Annotated in this window: 16 protein-coding genes; 10 read left to right on the top strand and 6 right to left on the bottom strand. The window is 68.4% G+C overall.

Features of this window, described 5'->3' with window-relative positions; genetic code table 11:
* Positions 1 to 38: 38 nt before the first annotated feature.
* Positions 39 to 812: a type I methionyl aminopeptidase gene (gene map, locus AC2JAJ_RS12250; RefSeq protein ID WP_486415670.1), complete on the top strand. Its 774-nt coding sequence runs from the start codon at positions 39 to 41 to the stop codon at positions 810 to 812.
* On the opposite strand, the gene AC2JAJ_RS12245 is transcribed toward map, so the two are convergent.
* The gene (locus AC2JAJ_RS12245; protein WP_486415671.1) at positions 813 to 1,331 is read right to left on the bottom strand and encodes a GNAT family N-acetyltransferase; all 519 of its coding nucleotides are present in this window, start codon (positions 1,329 to 1,331) and stop codon (positions 813 to 815) included.
* Between the two features lie 134 nt (positions 1,332 to 1,465).
* Here AC2JAJ_RS12245 and AC2JAJ_RS12240 point away from each other — a divergent pair, with 134 nt between their 5' ends.
* On the top strand, positions 1,466 to 1,915 hold the full coding sequence (locus AC2JAJ_RS12240; protein WP_486415672.1) for a hypothetical protein: 450 nt from the start codon (positions 1,466 to 1,468) through the stop codon (positions 1,913 to 1,915).
* Here the strand turns inward: AC2JAJ_RS12240 and AC2JAJ_RS12235 are convergent.
* The 4 genes from AC2JAJ_RS12235 to AC2JAJ_RS12220 form a co-directional block, all read right to left on the bottom strand.
* The gene (locus AC2JAJ_RS12235) at positions 1,884 to 3,860 is read right to left on the bottom strand and encodes an APC family permease (RefSeq protein ID WP_486415673.1); all 1,977 of its coding nucleotides are present in this window, start codon (positions 3,858 to 3,860) and stop codon (positions 1,884 to 1,886) included. The two genes, AC2JAJ_RS12240 and AC2JAJ_RS12235, sit on opposite strands and share 32 nt — an antisense overlap.
* Before the next feature lie 141 nt (positions 3,861 to 4,001).
* Entirely contained in the window at positions 4,002 to 4,685 is a 684-nt protein-coding gene (locus AC2JAJ_RS12230; RefSeq protein ID WP_486415674.1) for a response regulator, read from the bottom strand.
* The gene (locus AC2JAJ_RS12225; protein ID WP_486415675.1) at positions 4,682 to 7,255 is read right to left on the bottom strand and encodes a DUF4118 domain-containing protein; all 2,574 of its coding nucleotides are present in this window, start codon (positions 7,253 to 7,255) and stop codon (positions 4,682 to 4,684) included. Before AC2JAJ_RS12225 ends, AC2JAJ_RS12230 begins: the two co-directional genes overlap by 4 nt.
* A 460-nt stretch (positions 7,256 to 7,715) precedes the next feature.
* Positions 7,716 to 8,171, bottom strand: coding sequence for a universal stress protein (locus AC2JAJ_RS12220; protein ID WP_486415676.1), 456 nt, complete (start codon positions 8,169 to 8,171; stop codon positions 7,716 to 7,718).
* Positions 8,172 to 8,389: 218 nt separating this feature from the next.
* On the opposite strand from AC2JAJ_RS12220, the gene AC2JAJ_RS12215 reads away from it, so the two are divergent.
* Positions 8,390 to 8,857, top strand: a complete 468-nt coding sequence (locus AC2JAJ_RS12215) for an Hsp20/alpha crystallin family protein (protein WP_486415677.1) — start codon at positions 8,390 to 8,392, stop codon at positions 8,855 to 8,857.
* Between the two features lie 80 nt (positions 8,858 to 8,937).
* Positions 8,938 to 10,323 (top strand): MBL fold metallo-hydrolase RNA specificity domain-containing protein, encoded by a 1,386-nt coding sequence (locus AC2JAJ_RS12210; protein WP_486415678.1) that lies wholly within the window; start codon positions 8,938 to 8,940, stop codon positions 10,321 to 10,323.
* A gap of 29 nt (positions 10,324 to 10,352) precedes the next feature.
* On the opposite strand, the gene AC2JAJ_RS12205 is transcribed toward AC2JAJ_RS12210, so the two are convergent.
* On the bottom strand, positions 10,353 to 12,317 hold the full coding sequence (locus AC2JAJ_RS12205) for a hypothetical protein (protein ID WP_486415679.1): 1,965 nt from the start codon (positions 12,315 to 12,317) through the stop codon (positions 10,353 to 10,355).
* Positions 12,318 to 12,489: 172 nt separating this feature from the next.
* Between AC2JAJ_RS12205 and AC2JAJ_RS12200 the strand changes: the two genes are divergently transcribed.
* From AC2JAJ_RS12200 to AC2JAJ_RS12175, 6 genes are all read left to right on the top strand, one after another.
* Complete coding sequence (locus AC2JAJ_RS12200) at positions 12,490 to 13,236, top strand: ABC transporter permease (RefSeq protein WP_486415680.1); 747 nt, start codon at positions 12,490 to 12,492, stop codon at positions 13,234 to 13,236.
* A gap of 151 nt (positions 13,237 to 13,387) precedes the next feature.
* Positions 13,388 to 14,686 (top strand): TrkH family potassium uptake protein, encoded by a 1,299-nt coding sequence (locus AC2JAJ_RS12195; protein WP_486415681.1) that lies wholly within the window; start codon positions 13,388 to 13,390, stop codon positions 14,684 to 14,686.
* 46 nt (positions 14,687 to 14,732) lie between these two features.
* Entirely contained in the window at positions 14,733 to 15,845 is a 1,113-nt protein-coding gene (locus tag AC2JAJ_RS12190) for an FAD-dependent monooxygenase (protein ID WP_501053134.1), read from the top strand.
* Positions 15,846 to 15,847: 2 nt separating this feature from the next.
* Positions 15,848 to 17,053: a cation:proton antiporter domain-containing protein gene (locus AC2JAJ_RS12185; protein WP_486415682.1), complete on the top strand. Its 1,206-nt coding sequence runs from the start codon at positions 15,848 to 15,850 to the stop codon at positions 17,051 to 17,053.
* Complete coding sequence (locus AC2JAJ_RS12180; RefSeq protein ID WP_486415683.1) at positions 17,046 to 18,494, top strand: amino acid permease; 1,449 nt, start codon at positions 17,046 to 17,048, stop codon at positions 18,492 to 18,494. Before AC2JAJ_RS12185 ends, AC2JAJ_RS12180 begins: the two co-directional genes overlap by 8 nt.
* Positions 18,491 to 19,675: an FAD-dependent monooxygenase gene (locus AC2JAJ_RS12175; protein ID WP_501053133.1), complete on the top strand. Its 1,185-nt coding sequence runs from the start codon at positions 18,491 to 18,493 to the stop codon at positions 19,673 to 19,675. Before AC2JAJ_RS12180 ends, AC2JAJ_RS12175 begins: the two co-directional genes overlap by 4 nt.
* Positions 19,676 to 19,694 lie beyond the last annotated feature (19 nt).

Here is a 19,694-nt window from a genome sequence, read left to right as displayed (position 1 = left end):
GGCCCCTACAGCAACTGGCCGCGAAGGAAGGGTGCCCCATGATCGAAATCCTGAACGCCGCCGAAGTGGAGCGCGCACGGGAGACCGGCGCCCTGGTGGCGGACATCCTGCAGGCCATGAAGAGCCGCGCGGCGGTGGGCACCAACCTGCTCGAGATCGACCAGTGGACCAAGGAGATGATCGCCGAAGCCGGGGCCGAGTCCTGCTATGTGGACTACGCGCCGTCCTTTGGCCGCGGCCCGTTCGGCCACTACATCTGCACGGGCGTCAACGATGCCGTGCTGCACGGGCTCCCCCACGACTACGCGCTGGCCGACGGCGACCTGCTGACGCTGGACCTCGCCGTCGTCAAGAACGGGGTTGCCGCGGACGCCGCCATCAGCTTTCTCGTGGGCGAATCACGGCCCGCGGAGAGCGTGGCGATGATCGAGGCGACCCAGCGGGCGCTCGCCGCGGGGATCGCCGCCGCCGGTCCGAATGCCAAGATCGGTGACATCTCGTACGCCATCGGCCGCGTCCTCACCGACGCCGGCTACCGCATCAACACGCAGTTCGGCGGCCACGGCATCGGCTCCACCATGCACCAGGACCCGCACGTGCCCAACATGGGCCGCCCCGGCCGCGGCTTCAAGCTCCGGCCCGGGCTGCTGCTGGCGCTGGAGCCGTGGATCATGGCTGACACCGCCGAGCTTGTCACGGACGACGACGGGTGGACGCTCCGGAGCGCCACCGGCTGCAGGACGGCGCACACTGAGCACACCATCGCCATCACGGCCGACGGCGCCGAGATCCTGACCCTGCCCAGCCGCTAGCTATTCCGTCCCGGCCACGGTGCTGCGGCGTTCCAGGAGCAGGGTGTCCTGCCAGTGCCCGGCTTTGGGGCCCTGGCTGATGCGCGCGATCCGTTCCCGGGTTCCCACCACCCGGAAACCGAGCTTCCGGTGCAGCGCCAGGCTCGCCGTGTTTTCGGGGAAGATGCTGGACTGGATGGTCCAGATCCCCGCGGCTTCAGTGGAGTCAACCAGGGCGGTCAGCAGCAGCCGGCCCACGCCCCTGCCCTGGATTGCCGGGTCCACGTAGATGGAGTGTTCGACGACGCCGCGGTACACCTCCCGCGACGAAACACGGGACACCGCGGCCCATCCCACAACCCGGCCCGCGTCCTCGGCGATGAGCCGGTGCTCACGCAACCGCACGGCGTCGAACGCTTCCCAGGTGGGCGGCTCACTCTCGAAGGTGGCCTCCCCCGTGGCGATGCCGGCGGCATAGATGGCGTGGACGGCCTCCCAGTCTTCCGGGCACATCGGACGGATTCTCACGGGACTGGTCATGGGCCCATTATGGCCGACGCCCCTGGTCCGCCCGGCCAGCCAGCTGCGTAAAGAATCCGTCAATTAACAGCACCTGCTGCCCCGCCCGCGCCGTTCCGGTCCTTTGATGAATGCATCAGAAGCAGGGAGTGCAGATGCGTTGGGATGAGGCACCTGAGAACCGCGGCAGGGTGCGGTTCGCCGCCGCGGCCGAATCCGTGGAGGGCTACGGCGGCCGCGGGCTGAACGGCCGCGCCCTGCATCCAGCCGCCGGCTACCTTTTCCCCGACCGGTACGGCGAGGGGTGGTGGGTCATCTTCCAGCCCTCGCCCGACCAAGGCGGCCAGGGGCACAAGGTCCCCGGCGACATCCTCGCCTGCAACGACTCCTACGGCGACATGGTGCGTGTCCTGGTGCTGGCGAGATGCGTGTGGGAGGACGACGCCGAGGCGGCCTTCCGCGCGAGGGTCCCGGTCAGCCTGGCGGACGCCGCGCGGGTGGCCGCCACGGTTGCGCACGTGGCCGCCCCGGCGGCACCCAGCCCCGCGGAGGCGCCGGCCCCGCGGCCCCCGGTCAGCCCACGTGGACCCAGGGCCGCTGGGTGACGTCCGGTACGGCTTCGCGGAGCACCTCGCGGGTCACCGGCGCAATCTCCCCCTCGCCCAGGAACAGGAACCGCACCAGGTTGGTGATGGGGTTGCCTTCGGTCCAGCGGAAGTAGATGTGGGGCATGAGCCCGGTGACGTCCCGGATGTGCAGCAGGACCGAGGCGATGGTGTTGGGGACCACCGGCCCGTGGACTTCGAGGATGTGGTAGCCGTGCCGGTTCACGCCGCGCACATGGAGTTCGGTTTCAAAGTCCGAGGAGTCATCCACCACCACCTCGAGGAACAGGGCCTCGCCTTCCAGCGGGAGGTGGCTGACCTCCACGGCCGATTCGAGCTTGTCCCGGTACGCCTGGGCGGACATCCGCAGCGGCTCGTGGGCGATGATCGCGATGGGCCCCTCCAGCGTGCTGGACATGAACTCCAGGGCCTGCTGGTCCAGGTGCACCCGGGTTGCGTGCAGTTCAAAGGAGCGGCGCACCCTGGAGAGCAGTGAGATGACGATGATGCCGAGGATGAAGATCCCGGCGATCCTGATGCCTTCGGGGCGTTCGAAGATGTTGGCAACGGTGGTGTAGGCGAACACCACGGTGATGGCACCGAAGCCCCAGGTCAGGTTCCGCTGGCCACGCCGGCGCGCCGAGAGTGTCACGGCCACGGCGGCGGAGGTCATCAGCACCAGGACGCCGGTGGCGTATGCACCGCCCTGCGCGTCGACGTCGGCCTCGAAGATGAACGTGATCAGGAAGCCGATCAGGGTGAAGACCAGCACCAGCGGCCGCACCGCCTTGGCCCAGCCCGGCGCCATGCCGTAGCGCGGGAGGTACCTCGGGACCAGGTTCAGCAGGCCGGCCATGGCCGAAGCGCCGGCGAACCAGAGGATGGCGATGGTGCTGATGTCGTAGACGCTGCCGAACCCGACGCCGAGGTATTCGTGTGCGAGGTAGGCCAGGGCGCGGCCGTTCGCCTGGCCGCCGGGCTGGAATTCCTGTTCCGGGATGAGGACAACGGTGATGAAGCTGGTGGTCAACAGGAAGCCGCTCATGATCACCGCGGCGGAGGTGAGCATGCGCCGGGCACCCCGGATGCGGCCCTGCGGATGATGTTCGGTATCGTCCGCCGCTCCCCGGACCTGCGGCATCACCGCGACGCCGGTTTCGAAGCCGGACAGGCCCAGGGCAAGTTTGGGGAACACGAGCAGCGCGATGGCCACAGCCATCAGCGGGTCGCCATGGGACGTCCAGAGATTCGTCCACCAGTCCCCCATGGCCGCCGGATGCGCCAGGACCTGCATCAGGGTGGCCACCACCACCACGGCGTTCAGGCCCAGGTAGAGGACCACCAGGAAAACGGCGACGCCGATCGCTTCCCGGAAGCCGCGCAGGAACACCGCGGCCAGCAACGCAAGCAGGATGAGCGTGACGGGGACGTTCTGGTCCTGCAGCCATCCGGGAGCCACGGGGTTGTGGATCAGGTGCGCGGTGGCGTCGGCCGCCGAAAGGGTCATGGTGATCATGAAGTCCGTGGCGGCGAACCCGAGCAGGACCAGCACCAGGAGCTTGCCTCCCCAGCGGGGCAGCAGCCGTTCAAGCATGGCGATGGAGCCTTCGCCGCGGGAGCTTTCGCCGGCAACCCTGCGGTAGACCGGCAGGGCGCCCAGCAGGGTCACCGCCACCAGCACCAGGGTGGCCAGCGGGGAGATGACGCCGGCGGCCAGCGCGGCGATGGCAGGCTGGTAGCCCAGGGTGGAGAAATAGTCCACGCCCGTCAGGCACATGACCTGCCACCAGGGATGCTTCTTTTCGTGCTGGGTGGGCACACCGCCGGGGCCGGGGTGGGCGCCCTTGCTGTCCTGCAGCCCGAACAGCAGCCAGTCCTTCAGCGCTTCCCGGCCATGCGGGTGGGGCGCGGACGGATCCGCCGGGGGCCTGCTCAACGTGGTCATGTCTGCCTTTCCGCGCTGCCCTTTGCACCGCGACCACTGTGAAGCTAGCACCGGCGAAAACGGCTGCCCCGCGGAAAGGGCCTTTATTGACGAATCCTTTACGCGTGATTTACGACGGCGGCCCGGGCCTTCCGCGGCACGTCAGGGCTCGAAGCGGTAGCCCATGCCGGCTTCGGTGAGCAGGTGCCGGGGCCGGGCCGGGTCCGCCTCCAGCTTGCGGCGCAGTTGCCCCATATAGACGCGCAGGTAATGGGTTTCGTTGTCGTAGCCCGGCCCCCAGATTTTCGCCAGCATCTGCTGCTGGGTGATCAGCCGTCCCGGGTTGCGCACCAGCAACTGGAGGATGGCCCACTCCCGCGGGGTGAGCCGGACCGGGGCTCCCCCTCGGGTCACCTTGCGGTTGGCCAGGTCCACTTCGAAGTCGCCCACGTCGATGGCGGGCATGTCCTCCGCCAGCTCCGGCGTGCCGCTGCGGCGACCGGCGACGCGGAGCCGGGCGAGGAGTTCGTCGAGCCCGAACGGCTTGGTCACGTAGTCGTCCGCGCCGGCGTCCAGGGCCCGGACCTTGTCCACCGACCCGTGCCGGGCGGAGAGCACGATGATCGGCGTGCTGCTGGTGCGGCGGATCCGGGTGATCACGTCCACGCCGTTGATGTCCGGCAGGCCGAGGTCCAGGACGATGGCATCGGGGTGGCCGCCCTCCGCGTGCTTGAGCGCACTCGCCCCGTCCAGGGCGGTGAGCACCTGGTACCCCTCCGCCTGAAGGTTGACCTGCAGGGCGCGCAGCAGCTGCGGCTCGTCGTCGACGATCAGGATGGTTCTCATACGGTGCTGCTGCCTGCTTCCCGGCGGAGGGTGGACACTGCCGGTCCGGTGGAGAGCGGCAGGCGGATCACCATGGTAAGCCCGCCGCCCGGGGTGGGTTCGGCCAGCAGCTGGCCGCCCATGGCCTCGGTGAAGCCTTTCGCGACGGCGAGGCCCAGCCCCATGCCGAGCCCTTCCGGCGCATCGTCGAGCCGCTGGAACGGCTGGAAGATGCCCTCGACGGCGGCAGCGGACACACCCTGCCCGTGGTCGACGATGCGCAGCTCGCCAAAGGGAGCCCCGCCGTCGGCCGCTGCATGCGACGCACCGGAGACGCCTACGATGACGACGTCCGACCCCGGCGCGTATTTCAGCGCGTTTTCCACGATGTTGGCGATGACCCGCTCCAGCATCCCCACGTCGGCGTCCACCACCGGCATGTTGGGGGCAAGCTCAACCCGGATGTGGTCCGCCGGGAGGCCGCGCAGCGCGTCCTCGATGGCATCTCGCCAGGTGACCGGGCCCGTCAGCGGCGCCGTCGAACCGCTGGAAATCCGGGACATGTCCAGAAGGTTGGAGATCAGGGCGTCCAGCCGCTCCGTGTAGGACTCGATGGTGGCGAGCATCTCGGCCTGCACCTCCGCCGGCAGCTTGCGGCCCTGGCGCCGCAGGGCCGTCACGGCCAGCTTTATCCCGGCCAGCGGGGTGCGCAGGTCATGGCTGACGGCCCGGAGGATGGAGGTGCGCACGCTGTTCCCCTCGGCCAGTTTCGTGGTGCTTTGCAGCGTGCGCTGCAGGGCATGGCGCTGCAGCAGCAGGAGCAGGTGGGCTCCGTGCGCCGTAAGGAGGAGCCGGTCGCCCGCCGTCAGGGTCCGGCCGGAGAGGACCAGCGCCGTGCGCGGGTCGGCCAGTTCCACGCTGTCCGCCATGGCTGCCGCATCCGGAGGGGCTGGCGGCCGGTCCCCCGAGAAGGCCTGGAGTTCCCAGCCGCCTTCACTGTCTCCCGGCCTGGTGAAAAGGCCTGCCGAGGAAACCTGGAACGTCTCCCGGACCTTGGCCATGAAGGCCGCGACGGTGTCGTCGGCGAGGAGGGCGTCGTTTGCCAGGTCCGCAAGGGTGGCGGCTTCGGCGCGTGCCCGTGCCGCGGCGCTGGCACGCCGGGCGGACAGTCCCACCACGAGCGACACCGCCACCGCCGCGCTGAGGAAGACCAGCAGCGCGAAGACGTTCTGCGGATCGCTGATGTTGAACGTTCCCACCGGGTCGGTCTGGAAGTAGTTGAGCAGCAGCGAACCCAGGACCGCCGCAAGCACCGCCGGCCACAGGCCGCCGATGAACGCCACCGCCATTACCCCCGTGATGTGGACGAGCGCGTGCGTGGCGAGATTGAGTTCCGGGCTGGCGGACATGGCTGCCGTCAGCAAAACCGGAAGCACCACGGCAAGGATGAAGCCTGCCGTGGTCCGGGCACGGCCGAGCGCGGCGGGTGCCGGCCGGGGCAGGCCTCGGCCGGCCTGCGGATGGGACACGATGTGCACGTCGATGTCACCGGATCCCCGCACCACTTTGGCGCCGACGCCGGCGCCGAGGACCCGGCTCCACAGCCCGCCGGGCGAGGCCCCGATCACGATTTGTGTGGCGTTGACGCTGCGGGCGAATTCCAGGAGTGAATCCGCCGCATCCTCGCCGGACACGGTGTGGCAGGTGCCGCCGAGGCCGGTGACCAGGCGGCGTTGGGCTTCCAGTGCCTGGACGGACTCGGCGGTGCCCGTATCGGCACGGCGCACATGGACGGCGAGGAGGTCGCCGCCGTTGACCCGGGACAGGATCCGGGACGCCCGCCGGATAAGCACCTCCCCCTCGGGGCCTCCATTGAGTCCCACAACCACCCGTTCCCGGGCAGGCCACGTTGCCGTGATCCCCTGGCTTTCGCGGTAGGTGGCCAGCCCTTCATCCACCCGGTCCGCCAGCCAGATCAGGGCGACCTCGCGCAGCGCAATAAGGTTGCCCAGGCGGAACTCGTTGGCCAGTGCGGCGTCAATCCTGTCCTTCGGGAAGATCTTTCCGTCGGCCGCCCTCTGGCGCAGGAGGCCCGGGGAGATGTCCACCAACTCGATATGGTCCGCCCGGCGCACGATCCCGTCCGGGACCGTATCCCCGCCCGGTTCCCCGGTGATGGCGGCGACCGCATCCTGCAGCGAGGCCAGGTGCCTGACACTAAGGGTGGAGAGCACGTCCGTCCCGGCCGCCAGGAGTTCCTCGATGTCCTGCCACCGGTGTTCGTTCCGGCTGCCCGGGGCGTTGACGTGGGCGTATTCATCGACGACGGCAACGTCCGGGCGCCGCTCCAGCACCGCCGCCACGTCGAGCTCGGGTACCTCCGCCCCGGCGGCGTCCCGCACGAGGCGCGGCGCCACGGCGTCGAACCCTTCCAGGAGCTGCCGGGTGTCCTGCCTGCCGTAGTCCGCGGCGACGCCGATGGCCACATCCCTGCCGCCGGCCAGCAGCTGGTGGGCTTCCTGCAGCATGGCGTAGGTGGTGCCCGCCCCGGTGGCGGCCCCCAGGAAGATCCGAAGCGTTCCCCGTGCCATACCCACAGTCTTATCCCGTTCGGCCACCCGGACAAACCCGCCCCGGACGGGCTGTTCACTGCACGCAGCGTGGCCGCACATAGGGGAAGCCCCACCAGCAATGCTGAAGGGGCTTCGACTGTTTTGATTCCGTTATGACGAACATCATCTCCCGAACTTGCGGGAATCCCGGTGCTTCCTGCCTCGTCACCGGCAGACCACCGTGGATCAGATCCATGGTGCGTTCCAGGGTTCCCTGTTTGTTCGTTCCCGTCCTTCTTTCGAAGAACGTATTCACAGTGTTACGCCGGATTTTCCAGGGATGCAAGAGGGTCTTTAAACGCAGAACCTGCAGGTACCTTCGCGATCTCGCTAAGAGAAGGCTCGGACATTCGCATGTCCTGAACAACCCGGCGTCATCTGATGGTTACCTGCAGGCGGTTTAATTCTACGTCCCATCCGCCGCGTGCAACAGGGGCACTTATGCCTTGGAATGGACCACCAGCACAGGACACTGCGCGTGGTTGACCACCTGGGTGGAGACCGAGCCCAGGTGCAGCCCGGGGAATCCTCCGTGCCCCCTGGAGCCGACGATGACAAGACCCGCATCCTTGGATGCGTCGAGGATCGCGGAAGCAGGCGAGTGGGTTTTAACCAGCTGCGCCGTTGCCGTGACGCCCCCATCTGCAGCGGATTGCAGCGCCTCGGCCTGGAGCGTCCGGGCGGCCTGCTCCGGAGACTCCTCGGTGACTATTTCGCCTGCCGCCGTTTCCAGGACCGCGGGGTACCACGCCAGCTGGGGTTTGTCCCAGGCCGTGATGAGGCGGAGTTGGCCGTGGCGCCGGCGGGCCTCATCCATGGCCCAGTCCAGTGCTGCGCGGGAATGCTCGGACCCGTCAAAGCCAACGACTATCAGGAACGAATCGGTGCTGGTCATGGTCCTCCCTTTCGCTGGCAAGACTACGGCACGTTTTCCGCGCGTCGGCAGGGGCGAAAGCCCCTCTTTTCGGGACGGCACCTCCGGATCCAGCCCGTCTGCGAACCATCCGGCAGGAGGGTCTTTTGTCTCTATCCGCCCCGCCTGCAGGGGTATTAACTGGACTGGCGCCGGCCCCGACGAGGGCCCTCGCCTACATCGAATGCGGAGAATCTGTCATGTCTGATCTGCTCAAACGGTCCCCGTTCGCAACCACCCGGTGGACCTCCCCCTTCAACACCATATTGCGGTCCCCGGCGGAGCTGCTGGACTCCATGGAACGCATGTTCGACTCCGCAGCCGGCCCCGTCCCCATCCGGGTAGAAGAGTACGTCGATGGTAAAACCCTGGTGGTCCGCGCCGAGATGCCCGGCGTTGATCCGGACAAAGACATTGCAGTCACCATGGACGACGGGTTCCTGCGGATCCGCGCCGAACGCCAGGAAAAAGAAGAACACAAGGACAAAGGCAGCTACCGGTCAGAGTTCCGTTACGGATCCTTCAGCCGCAACATCCCGCTCCCCGAAGGGGTCAAGGAAGAAGACATCAAGGCCACCTATACCAACGGCGTCCTGGAAGTCCGCGCCCCGTTGCCCAGCGAAGCCCAGCCCGCCGAACCAAAGAAACTTCCCATCAGCCGCGGCTGATCCGGCCAGCCCCGTCCGGCACCTTTGACATCCCGCGCGGATTGCCGCGCTGCCGAAACCGCAGTATGTAAGGAGCGGCCATGAGGGAACAGCGTCCTGCCACACTGCGGTTTCTTGGCGCAGCGGACACGGTGACGGGTTCCAGGTACCTGATCCAGTCGCAGGGCCACCGGATCCTCATCGAGTGCGGGCTGTTCCAGGGCTATAAGAACCTCCGGGACCGCAACCGCGTACCGTTCCAGATCAGTCCGGCCAACATTGACGCCGTAGTCCTCACCCACGCCCATCTGGACCACAGCGGATATATCCCCGCACTGGTTCGGGACGGTTTCCGCGGGCCCGTCTACGCGACGCCGGGCACCGCGGAACTGTGCACGCTGCTGCTTCCCGACAGCGGCTACCTCCAGGAGGAGGAAGCCCGCTACGCAGACCACAAGGCGTCATCAACCCATCACCCTCCCCTGCCGCTCTACACCGCGGAGGACGCCGTCCGGTCACTCGACAGTTTCAAGACCCTGGACTTCGACTCCCCCTTTCCGCTGCCCGGGGGCATAGAAGCAACTTTCCTTCCTGCCGGCCACATCCTCGGCGCGGCACAAATACACCTCCAAGTCGTCGGCCGGACCATCCACTTCACCGGCGACCTCGGACGGGCCGATGACCCCCTGATGTTCCCGCCCCGGGCCCTGGAACGGGTCAATGTGCTGGTCGCCGAATCCACGTACGGCAACCGGACCCACCCGGTTGGCGACCCCGAAGCCGAACTCGGCAGCATCATCACCCGGGTGGCAAAACGGCACGGGGTCATCATGATCGCCGCCTTCGCCGTCGGCCGCGCCGAAACGGTACTGCTGCACCTCTCGCGGCTTCTCGCCAAACACGCAATCCCCCCGATCCCTGTCTTCCTGAACAGCCCCATGGCCATCGACGCATCCGACATGTACCAGCGCCACCGCGAGGAACACAGGCTCCAGGAGCACGAGTTCAAGGCCCTGTACAATGTGGCCACCCCTGTCCGCAGTGCCGACCAGTCCAAGCTGCTCAACCTCCGGGGCGGGCCCATGATCATCATTTCCGCGAGCGGCATGCTGACCGGCGGCCGCATCCTGCACCACCTCGCGGCGTACGGGCCGGACCGGCGCAACGCGATCATCCTCAGCGGATACCAGGCCGGGGGAACCAGGGGCGCCTCCCTCGCCGCAGGCGCAACGGAGCTCCGCATCTACGGACAGGACATCAGCATCGAGGCCGAGGTCATCCAGATGGAAGGGCTGTCCGCGCACGCCGACTCGGACGAACTGATCCAGTGGATGAAGACTGCCCCTGCCGCCCCTGCCATGACCTACGTAACGCATGGAGAAGCCGACGCCTCCGACGCCCTGAGGGCCCGCATCAAACGCCAGCTCGGGTGGAAAGCCCGCGTCCCCGAGCACTTGGAAACCATCTCCCTCGAAAACCCGCACTGAAGAAACCCCCGAAGGGGCGCCGGCGGGAATTAGCCCGCCGGCTTCAATGCCGTCCGCCAGGCCGCCGCTCCCCTGATGGCGCTGAAAGTCCAGGTGGCAGTGCCAGTGGCGCCGGCCGTCGCCTGCAGCAGGTCCGCCTGATCGGCGATCTGGCCGCCTGCCGACTGCCAGCGCTGGGTCCAGCCGCTGGGCGGGGAGAATACCGGCGAGGCGCAGTCGCAGATGATCGTGCTGATCTGCATGGCCCCGTTGGTGGCCGTGGTGATGCTGCCCACCGTGAGGCTCGACTTCGTCCAGCTGGTGTCCGTAGCCGTGGCCACGCTGCTGTCCAGTGGCGCGGCGTTGTTGACGCCCCGGTAGGCCGTGATGCCGCCGCCCCACTTCACGATTGTGTTGAACGTCCACGTGTAGCTCGCCGGGTCGGAGGCGCCCACCACGTGGTAGTAGCTGAACAGCCGCGCCCCGGTGCTGACCGAGAGCCCGCTGACGATGGGGGTCCACCCTGTGGGAGGGGTCATCGTGGGGTTCAAGTCGGCCGCAACGGAGGCCACCAGCACGTCGCCCGCAGCGGTGCCGGCCGGGACCGGCAGTGGAGCCGTGAGCGTGGCCGTCCCCGAGTAGGTAGTGCTGGAGTTCACCACCGTGATGCCTCCGGTGGCCGGCGGCGGCGTGGCCGTGCCGAGCGGGCGGTCCGAGAACCAGTACCGCTTGGCCACATGGTCGCTGGCAAGCACTACCAGCCCGGTGGAGCTGTCCACGCTCTGCTTGGTGGTGGTGGCGTTGTTCATGTTGGACGACGAGGCGCTCTGGATGATGGGCGTGCCCCGGCCGGACCCGAAAACGGGGTTGTCCATGGATGCTGTCTTCTCATAGATGGCGCCTGCCGCCCCCGAATAGGAGCACCCCGTGACAGAGGTGGGCGGCGCCGTCTGGAAGGCGTGGACCATGTTGTTCTGCGTATCCAGAAGGATCTGCGGGCGCGTGACGCAGTCGCCGGCCACGGAGATGGTGGACTGGGTAAAGGCGGCGGTGCCCGGCTTGAACACCAGGAGCACCAGCTGCGGGACGGCGGGGTCCGAGGAATAATCGTTCAGGCTGGTTTTCACCGCGGCGAACACGCGCCCCGCGGTGTCCGACTGCAGGGATTTGAGGTTGAGGTGGTCGTCGGCCTGGCCTTTCCCGCGCATGGCCGGCTGCAGCTGCCAGTTCGAGTCGGCCGCTTTGCCGTCCGGATGCGTGGCCCACCAGACGGTATTGGCGAGGTGGTCGCTCCACATGACGCCAATCTGGTTGCGGTTGAAAGCCACGACGGCGGAAATATCGTCGGGTGCCGGGTGCGGGCTGGCCACCGGGAGCACGAACGGCGCGTCCCAGGTGGCCCCGGCGTCGGCGGAGTGGTTGACATAGACCGTGTTCGTGTAGCCGGAGGTGGAGTTGCCGGCCACCTGGGTCCATGTTGCCCAGATGGCTCCGAGCGAGTCCTGGTCGATGGTCATGGATTCGCTGGAATTGTTGGTGACCGTGGTGGGGAAACCTGGATCGAGGGCGTAGGAACCGCCGCTGTAGCTGTACCGGTAGAGCTTCGCGGGCTGTCCGGACTGGGAGGGGTTCGGGGTTCCGTCCCCCGTCACGGTCACCACGTGGGACGCGATGTACAACTTGCTGCCGTTCCAGAGCACATCGGCAAGGGTGTTCGCGCGGGTGTCATTGACGATTCCGGTGTTGACCCACGTCTCCGTGGAGCGGTCCAGGCGGTAGATGCTCCAGCCCGACCCCGTGGTCCACATGTCCGCCCACCAGGACCCGGCATTGAACCACAGTTTGCTCTGCGGCTTGTCCGATGTGGGCGGGTTGCTGACCCCCGAGTAGGCGATGCTCTGCGTGCCATAGACCGGGTCCGCCTCAGCCCGGCCGGGAGCGCTTAGGACGGCGCCGGCCAGGACCAGGAGCAGGACCAGGAACTGGCCGGTACGGGAGGACGGGGTGGTTTTCATCGCACAACTCCTGGGCACAATCGCATGCGGCACCCTGTCCGCCGTCACCGGACGGGCCATTACTTCCACCCATTTACGCGCAAGCGTAGGCCGCCGTTTTGGCCAGGGGCAATGATCCGGAGTACTCGACTTCGACGAGCCCCAATACCCGTCCCCTCAGTAAGCTGAAGCGATGCCCGACATTGCCGCCTTGGCGCCGACCTTCGTGGCCCTTGCCACCCTGGTGGCACTCACGGTGGGATTCCTGTGGGGCTCGCGGACGCCGTCGTCCTTCTCCCCGGCCCTGGCCATCCTGCGCGGGGCGGCCCAGCTGGCAGTCATCAGCCTGGTGCTGGGCGGCATCATCACCAACCCGCTGTGGGTGGGCGCGGCCCTGCTGGTGATGTTCACCGTGGCGGCGGTGACGGCGGCGCGGCGCCTGGCCTGGTCGTGGCGGCGGTTCGCCGTGGTGGCCGCAGCCATGGGGGCCGGCATCCTGGTGACGCTTGCGGTCGTGTTCGGCACCGGGGCCATCGAGTTCGCACCCCGGTACGTCCTGGCCGTGGGCGGGATCGTGATCGGCAACTCCATGACCATCGCCGCGCTGGCAGGACGCCGCTTCTCCGAGGCCGTAGTGGAACAGTGGGACCAGGTGGAGGGGTGGCTGGCTCTCGGCGCCACGCCCCGGCAGGCCACCCTGGCCCAGGCCCGGCAGGCCGTGCATTCGGCGCTGATCCCTTCCACGGACCAGACCAAGACCACGGGGCTGGTCACCCTGCCCGGCGCTTTCGTGGGTGCCATCTTCGGCGGTGCCGCGCCCCTGGAGGCGGGCCGGTTCCAGGTGGTGGTGCTGGCGTCCATCATGGCAGCCGGGTCCATTACCGCCGTCGCACTCATCCGTTCGCTGCGCAACGTGAAGGTGCGGCCTCAACCGCTGTGAGCCCGCGTGCTGCTGCATTACGCTGAAGCCTGTGGAACAACGGACCAGAGCGGCTCGACCAAAAACCCGGGCCGACAGGCTCCCCGATCTTCCCGGACGACCCGGCGGGGGCAGCGAATTCAGCCGCGTACTGCTGCATCCGGTCAGGCTGGTGCCTTTGGCCTTTCTGGTCGTGATTGTTATCGGCGCCGGGCTGCTGATGCTTCCGGCCGCGCACAGGACAGTGCAGCCCGAGCCCTTCCTGACGGCCCTGTTCACCTCGGTTTCGGCGGTGTGCGTCACCGGTTTGGCCACCGTGGACACGGCCACCTTCTGGACCCCATTCGGGCAGGGGGTGATTCTGGGGCTCATCCAGGTGGGCGGCTTCGGGATCATGACATTGGCCACGCTGCTTTCGCTCCTGGTGCGGAAGACCATCGGCCTGCGCGGGCAACTGATCGCCCAGTCAGAGACCCATACCCTGAACTTCGGGGACGTCCGCTCCGTGCTGTTCGCCGTCGCCCGGATCATGCTCCTGTTCGAGGCCGGCACCGCCCTCATCCTCACAGGACGTTACTGGATCGAATACGACCACAACCCCGCAACCGCCCTGTGGCATGGCGTGTTCCATGCCGTTTCCGCCTTCAACAACGCCGGCTTCGCCCTCTACAGCGACAGCTTGGTGGGTTTTGCGGGCGATCCCTGGATCATCGTCCCCATTTGCGCCGCTGTCATGGCCGGAGGACTGGGCTTCCCGGTGCTGATCTCCCTGCTGCGGGGCGGCATCCGCGTGAAGGACTGGACGGTCCACATGCGCCTGACCGTCTACGGCAGCCTGCTCCTCTTAGCGGCGGGGGCAGCGCTGTTCGCCGTCTTCGAGTGGAACCGGGAACAGACCCTGGGCGCGATGCCGGCCAGCGACAAGGTCCTCGCCACCCTCGCCGGCACCGTCTTCCCCCGCACGGCAGGCTTCAACAGCATCGACTACGGCGCCGCATCGCCGGAGACCCTGCTGGTGACCGACATCCTGATGTTCATCGGCGGCGGCAGCGCCGGAACCGCCGGCGGAATCAAGATCACCACATTCCTGGTGCTGTTCTTCGCAATCTGGAACGAGGTCCGGGGCCGGGACCACGTGACCATTGCGCACCGCTCCATCAGTTCGTCCTCCCAGCGGCAGGCCCTGTCCGTGGCACTCCTCGGCGTCGCTGCCGTCATGGCCGGCGCCCTGCTGCTGCTCATGTTCACGGACCTGCCCCTGGACAAGGTCCTCTTCGAGAGCATCTCGGCGTTCGCCACGGTGGGCCTCAGCACCGGCATCACCCCCGGCCTTCCCGCCGACGCCCAGTGGGTCCTGATGGTGCTGATGTTCACCGGCCGCATCGGGACCATCACGGTGGCCTCCTCCCTGGCACTCTCCTCCCGCCCACGCCTCTACCAGCTCCCGGAAGAGCGGCCGGTCATCGGTTAGGCGGCCATGGCCCTGTTTGACCGGGCTTGGGACTACGCTGGGGCCTGTGGGACAGCCGACAGTGCTAATTTGCGGGGCGGGGATCGCCGGGCCAACACTTGCGTTCTGGCTGGCCCGCCAAGGGTTCAGGCCCACTGTAGTGGAACGGGCCCGGGGGCTGCGGTCCAGCGGCAACCCGGTGGACGTCCACGGCGCAGCCACCGGCGTCGCTCGCCGGATGGGCATCCTGCCGCGACTGAAGGAGGCAGCCACCCACGCTCCGGGCCTGACGTTCGTGACCCCGTCCGGCCGCAGGGTTGGCCCGTCCCGGCTGGGCCGCCCCCGTGGCGATGACGTCGAAATACCCCGCGCCGACCTCGCGTCCATCCTCTGCGAGGCTGCCCGGGACGACACAGAGTTCCTGTTCGGGGACTCGGTAGCCGCCCTGCGGGCGGATGACGGCGGGGTGGACGTTTCTTTTGAGCACGCCGGCCCGCGCCGTTTCGACCTGGTGGTGGGGGCGGACGGGCTGCACTCCACGGTGCGGGCCCTGGCGTTCGGCCCCGAGTCCACCTTCGTCCGTCCGCTGGGCCTGTACATCGCCACCCTCTCCCTTGGCCGCCCGGCGGCAGACCCCGGAAGCGTGCTGATGTACAACCGGCCCGGCCTGTCCCTGACCATCCACCCCATCCGGGGAAGCGCAGGCGCCGGGTTCATCTTCCGCGGCCCACGGCAACCAGGCCCCGAATACCGCGACCCCCGCGCGCAGCGGAAACTGGTGCTGGAGGCGTACACCCGCTACGACTGGTCCGTCCCGGAACTGCCGGACCTTCGCGGACAGGTGGAAGGCGCGGAGGACCTGTACTTCGACGCCGTCAGCCAGGTCCGGTTGCCGGCCTGGTCCAAGGGGCGAGTGGCCCTGCTCGGCGATGCCGCCTCCTGCGTGTCCCTGTTCGGCGACGGCTCCAGCATGGCGATGACCGGCGCAGCCACCCTCGCCGGAGCACTGGCGGAAACCCCGGCAGACCCCCTAGTCGCGCTGCGCCGGTACGAATCCCGCCACCGCAAGCTGGCCGCCTCCCGCCAACGCGGCTACCGGCTGGGAGCCGGCCTGCTGGTCCCCGCAACCCGCGCCGGACTGACCACCCGCAATCTCATCGCCCGCCTACTCCCCCGGTGACCATGGACACACAAACCGCCCTGCTGCTTTCCTTTGCCGTCCTGCTGCTGATCGGCGTGCTCATCTCCGAGCGCGCCCACCGCACCGTGCTGTCCACCGCAGTGCTCTTCCTGGTGGGCGGATTCCTGCTGGGGCCGGGTGCCCTGGGCTTCATCACCGTGTCCACGGGGGATCCCATCGTGGGCGGGCTGGCCGAGCTTGCCCTCTTCTCCGTCCTCTTCACGGACGGGATGCGCGTGGGCTACCGGAACCTGCGCGCGGCATGGCGGCTACCGGGACGTGCCCTCCTGCTGGGCCTGCCACTGACCCTGGTGCTCACGGCCCTGTTCGCCCATCTTGTCGCCGGCCTGCCTTGGCTGGAATCCTTCCTCCTCGGCGCCATCCTCGCCCCCACCGACCCCGTCTTCGCCGCGGCAATCGTGGGCCGGGAAGAAGTGCCCGGGCGCCTGCGGCACCTGCTGAACGTCGAGTCCGGGGTTAACGACGGCCTGGCACTGCCCATCGTCCTCATCCTGCTGGCGGCCGCCGGGGGCAGCGACACGCACGGGGAGCAACTGCTGTTCGAGATCATCCTGGGCATCGCGGTCGGCGTGGTGGTGCCCGTCATCGTCCTCTCCCTCGAAAAGCTTTCCTTCCTGCAAGCCATCCGGTCGCTGCAGCCCCTGCTGGCGGTCTCCATCGGCCTCCTGGTGCTGGCAATCTGCGAGGCGAGCCACGCCAACCTGTTCCTGGGCGCCTTCGCGGCCGGCATCACCGTGGCCACTATTGGCCCGGGCCTCCGGCACGAGTTTGAGCAGTTCGGCGAACTGGTCACTGAGCTGCTCAAGCTTGCGGCGATCATGGTGTTCGGTGCCTTGATCACACCGGCGTTCCTCTTCACGGAGATTCCCTTTGCCGGCTGGATCTTCGCCGTTCTTGCCCTGGTGGCGGCCCGGCCGCTGGCCCTGCTGGTGTCTTTCATCGGGGCCAAACTGTCCCTTGGCGAGCAGGCGGCGGCCATGTGGTTCGGGCCGAAAGGCTTCGCCTCGGTGGTGTATGGCCTGATCATCCTGGAATCCGGGATCGTGCGTGCCGACGAGATCTACCACCTGGTGGCCTTGGTGATCGTGCTGTCCATCCTGTCCCACTCCTCCACGGATGTGGTCATAGCCCGACGATTCGCCCGCAGCCCGGCGGAAGGCACCGACGAAAAAGCCGGCCATGGCTGACAGTGGGCCCGGACAGGTGCGCTCCCGGCGGGCGCAGTCCGCGCCGGCGCGCTCGCGGCGCACGCTCCTGGTGGCCTTCGCCTTCGCGGTGATGGCCGATCCGGTCTCCTCGGTGGCCTATGCGGTGGAGGCAGCGCTGCGTGCCCTGGACGGGGACCTTGGCCTGCTGGTGGCCACCATGGGCCTGGTGGTGGGAATCATCGCACTGATCGTCCTGAACTACCGGCAGATCATCGCCCGGTATCCGCGGGGACGCGGCGCCCCCGCTGCCACGGCGGAGGCCTTCGGCGACGGCTGGGCGTTCCTGCCCGTGGGTGCGCTGGTGGTGGATTTCACGCTGACCATCGCCATCAGCGTCGCCGCCGCGGCCTCGGCAGCCATCGCCTTCTTTCCGGCCCTGGCGCCCTGGCGCACGCTGATCGCCGTCGGGCTGGCCTGCCTGGTGGCCGCCGTGACCCTGCTGGGGCACCTGGGCCGGCTGGTGTTCGCTGCCCTGACCCTCGCGTTCGTCGCCACCGCCGCGACGGTCCTGGTGTTCGGGCTTTTCGCGGAACCCCCCGCTTCCGCCGCTGCCGCGGCAGCTGCCGCACAATCCGCCGGAGGGTCAGCTGGCTGGACGGCGGGTGTCGTGCCCGTCATTCTGGCCTTCCCGGTGGCCATGGCCCTGGCCACGGGCGTGGAGGCACCGTCCACGGCCATCGCCGAGCTGGACGAACTGGAGGACGAGGGGCGGCGGCGTTTCGGACGGCTGACCCTGTGGCTGACGCTCGGCATTGTGGGGACCCTGACACTGGGCCTGGCGGCCGAGGTGGCACACCTGGGCATCGGGATCCCGGAGGGCGAGAGCACGCAGATCGCGGAACTGGCCCGGCACGCCGCACCGCCGGCTCTCTTCGCCGTGTTCCAGCTGGTGACAGGCCTGCTGCTGCTCTCCGCCGCGTCCTCGTCCTTCCAGGCGGGCCCCGGCCTCCTGAAGGCCCTCGCCCGCGGAGGGGGCGGAAAGGAGGACGACGGCGGGCCGCTTCCGGAGGTGCTCGGGCGGACAAACTCCCGCCACGCCCCCACCTGGGGCACCCTGCTGTTCGCCATCCTCGCCGCGGTGCTGGCCGCCGCTGCCGGCGGAAGCGAGCAGAAACTGGTGCTGTTCTACGCGGTGGCCGTCTTCATGAGCTTCCTGGCGGGCCTGGCTGCGATGGCGGTCTTTTCGCACCGGGAGGGCCGCCGCGGCTACTTCGCCATGAACTGCGCAGGCGTGCTCATCGTGGCGTTCACCCTGGTGGTGAACCTCCTGCGCGGGCTTCCGCTGGTCAGCGTGGCCGCTGCCCTGGTGGTGGCCGGCATCTTTTACTGGATGTGGGTGCGCGCAGGGAGACCGCAGGGACTCCACGGCAGTGGACCAGGATCACGGGCAGCAAGCGGCCGTCAAAGGGAGGCGTCATGAAAGCCATCGTGGCCGGTGCAGGAATCGCCGGGCTCGTCACCGCCCGCCAGCTCGGCCTGGCGGGCTGGGACGTCGAGGTGCTGGAGAAATCGCCGGCCCCACGGCCGGACGGCTACATGATGGACTTCTTCGGCCCGGGCGTGGAGGCATCCGAACGGATTGGCCTCTACCCCCGCCTCGCAGCTGCGGCGTACCACATCGAGGCGGCCGACTACGTGGACGCTGCGGGCCGCCGCACCTGCAGCATCGACTACGGCCAATTTTCCCGGCTGGCCGGCGGGAAGGTCCTGAGCCTCCTGCGGCCGGACATTGAACGGGCGGCCCTCGCCGCGCTTGGCGACGTGCCGGAGGGCCGGGTCAGGCTTAGTTACGGGACCCATGTCCTGCGCGCCTGGACGGACGACGCCGGCGCAAGCGTCGCCGTCGTCGGCTCGCGGCAGGAGGTGCTCACCGCGGACGTGCTGGTGGGCGCCGACGGCATTCACTCGCAGGTGCGGGCCGGCCTCTTCGGTCCCGAAACGGACTGCCTGAGGCCCTTGGGGATGCGCGCCGCGGCCTTCATCGTCACCGATCCGGCACTGAACGCGCGCTTCCGGAACCGGTTCATCCTCACCGACACCATCAACCGGATGGCCGGGCTCTACAGCCTCCGCAATGATGAGGTTGCCTCGTTCCTGGTCTACCGGGAGCCCAACGACGCGGCCGGCCCGGGGTCCCGGACCGCGCGTGACCGTTTGCGCGCAGAGTTCACCGGCGTCAGCGATGCAGTTGACCGGCTCCTTGAGCTCTGCCCCGACCATCCCTACGACGACGTGGTGGCGCAGGTGGTCCTGCCGGGCTGGCATAAGGAACGCGCGGTCCTCGTCGGGGACGCCGCGGGCGCCGTCTCGCTGCTGGCCGGCCAGGGCGGCTCCCTCGCCATCGCCGGTGCCGCCCTGCTCGGCGACGTCCTGGGCCCCGTGAGCTCCTCCGACCAGATCGGCAGGGCCCTGGCGCGCTTCGAAAAGGAGTGGCGGCCAGTGGTTGAGATGGCGCAGGCATCCGGGCGGCGGGCGGCGGCATCGTTCCTCCCCAGGAACAGAACCCAGCGGCTGCTGCGCCGCTGGATCATCCGCGGCACCCGACTGCCCGGCATCGACCGGTTGGTGGCGCGGCAAATCCTGCGCAGCATCGCGAAGTAGTGGTTGGATGGGTCTGCAC

The organism is Arthrobacter sp. MOO21 (assembly GCF_057369995.2).
The sequence above is the reverse complement of the archived record's forward strand: the minus strand, read 5'-3'. Positions and strand labels throughout refer to the sequence as shown.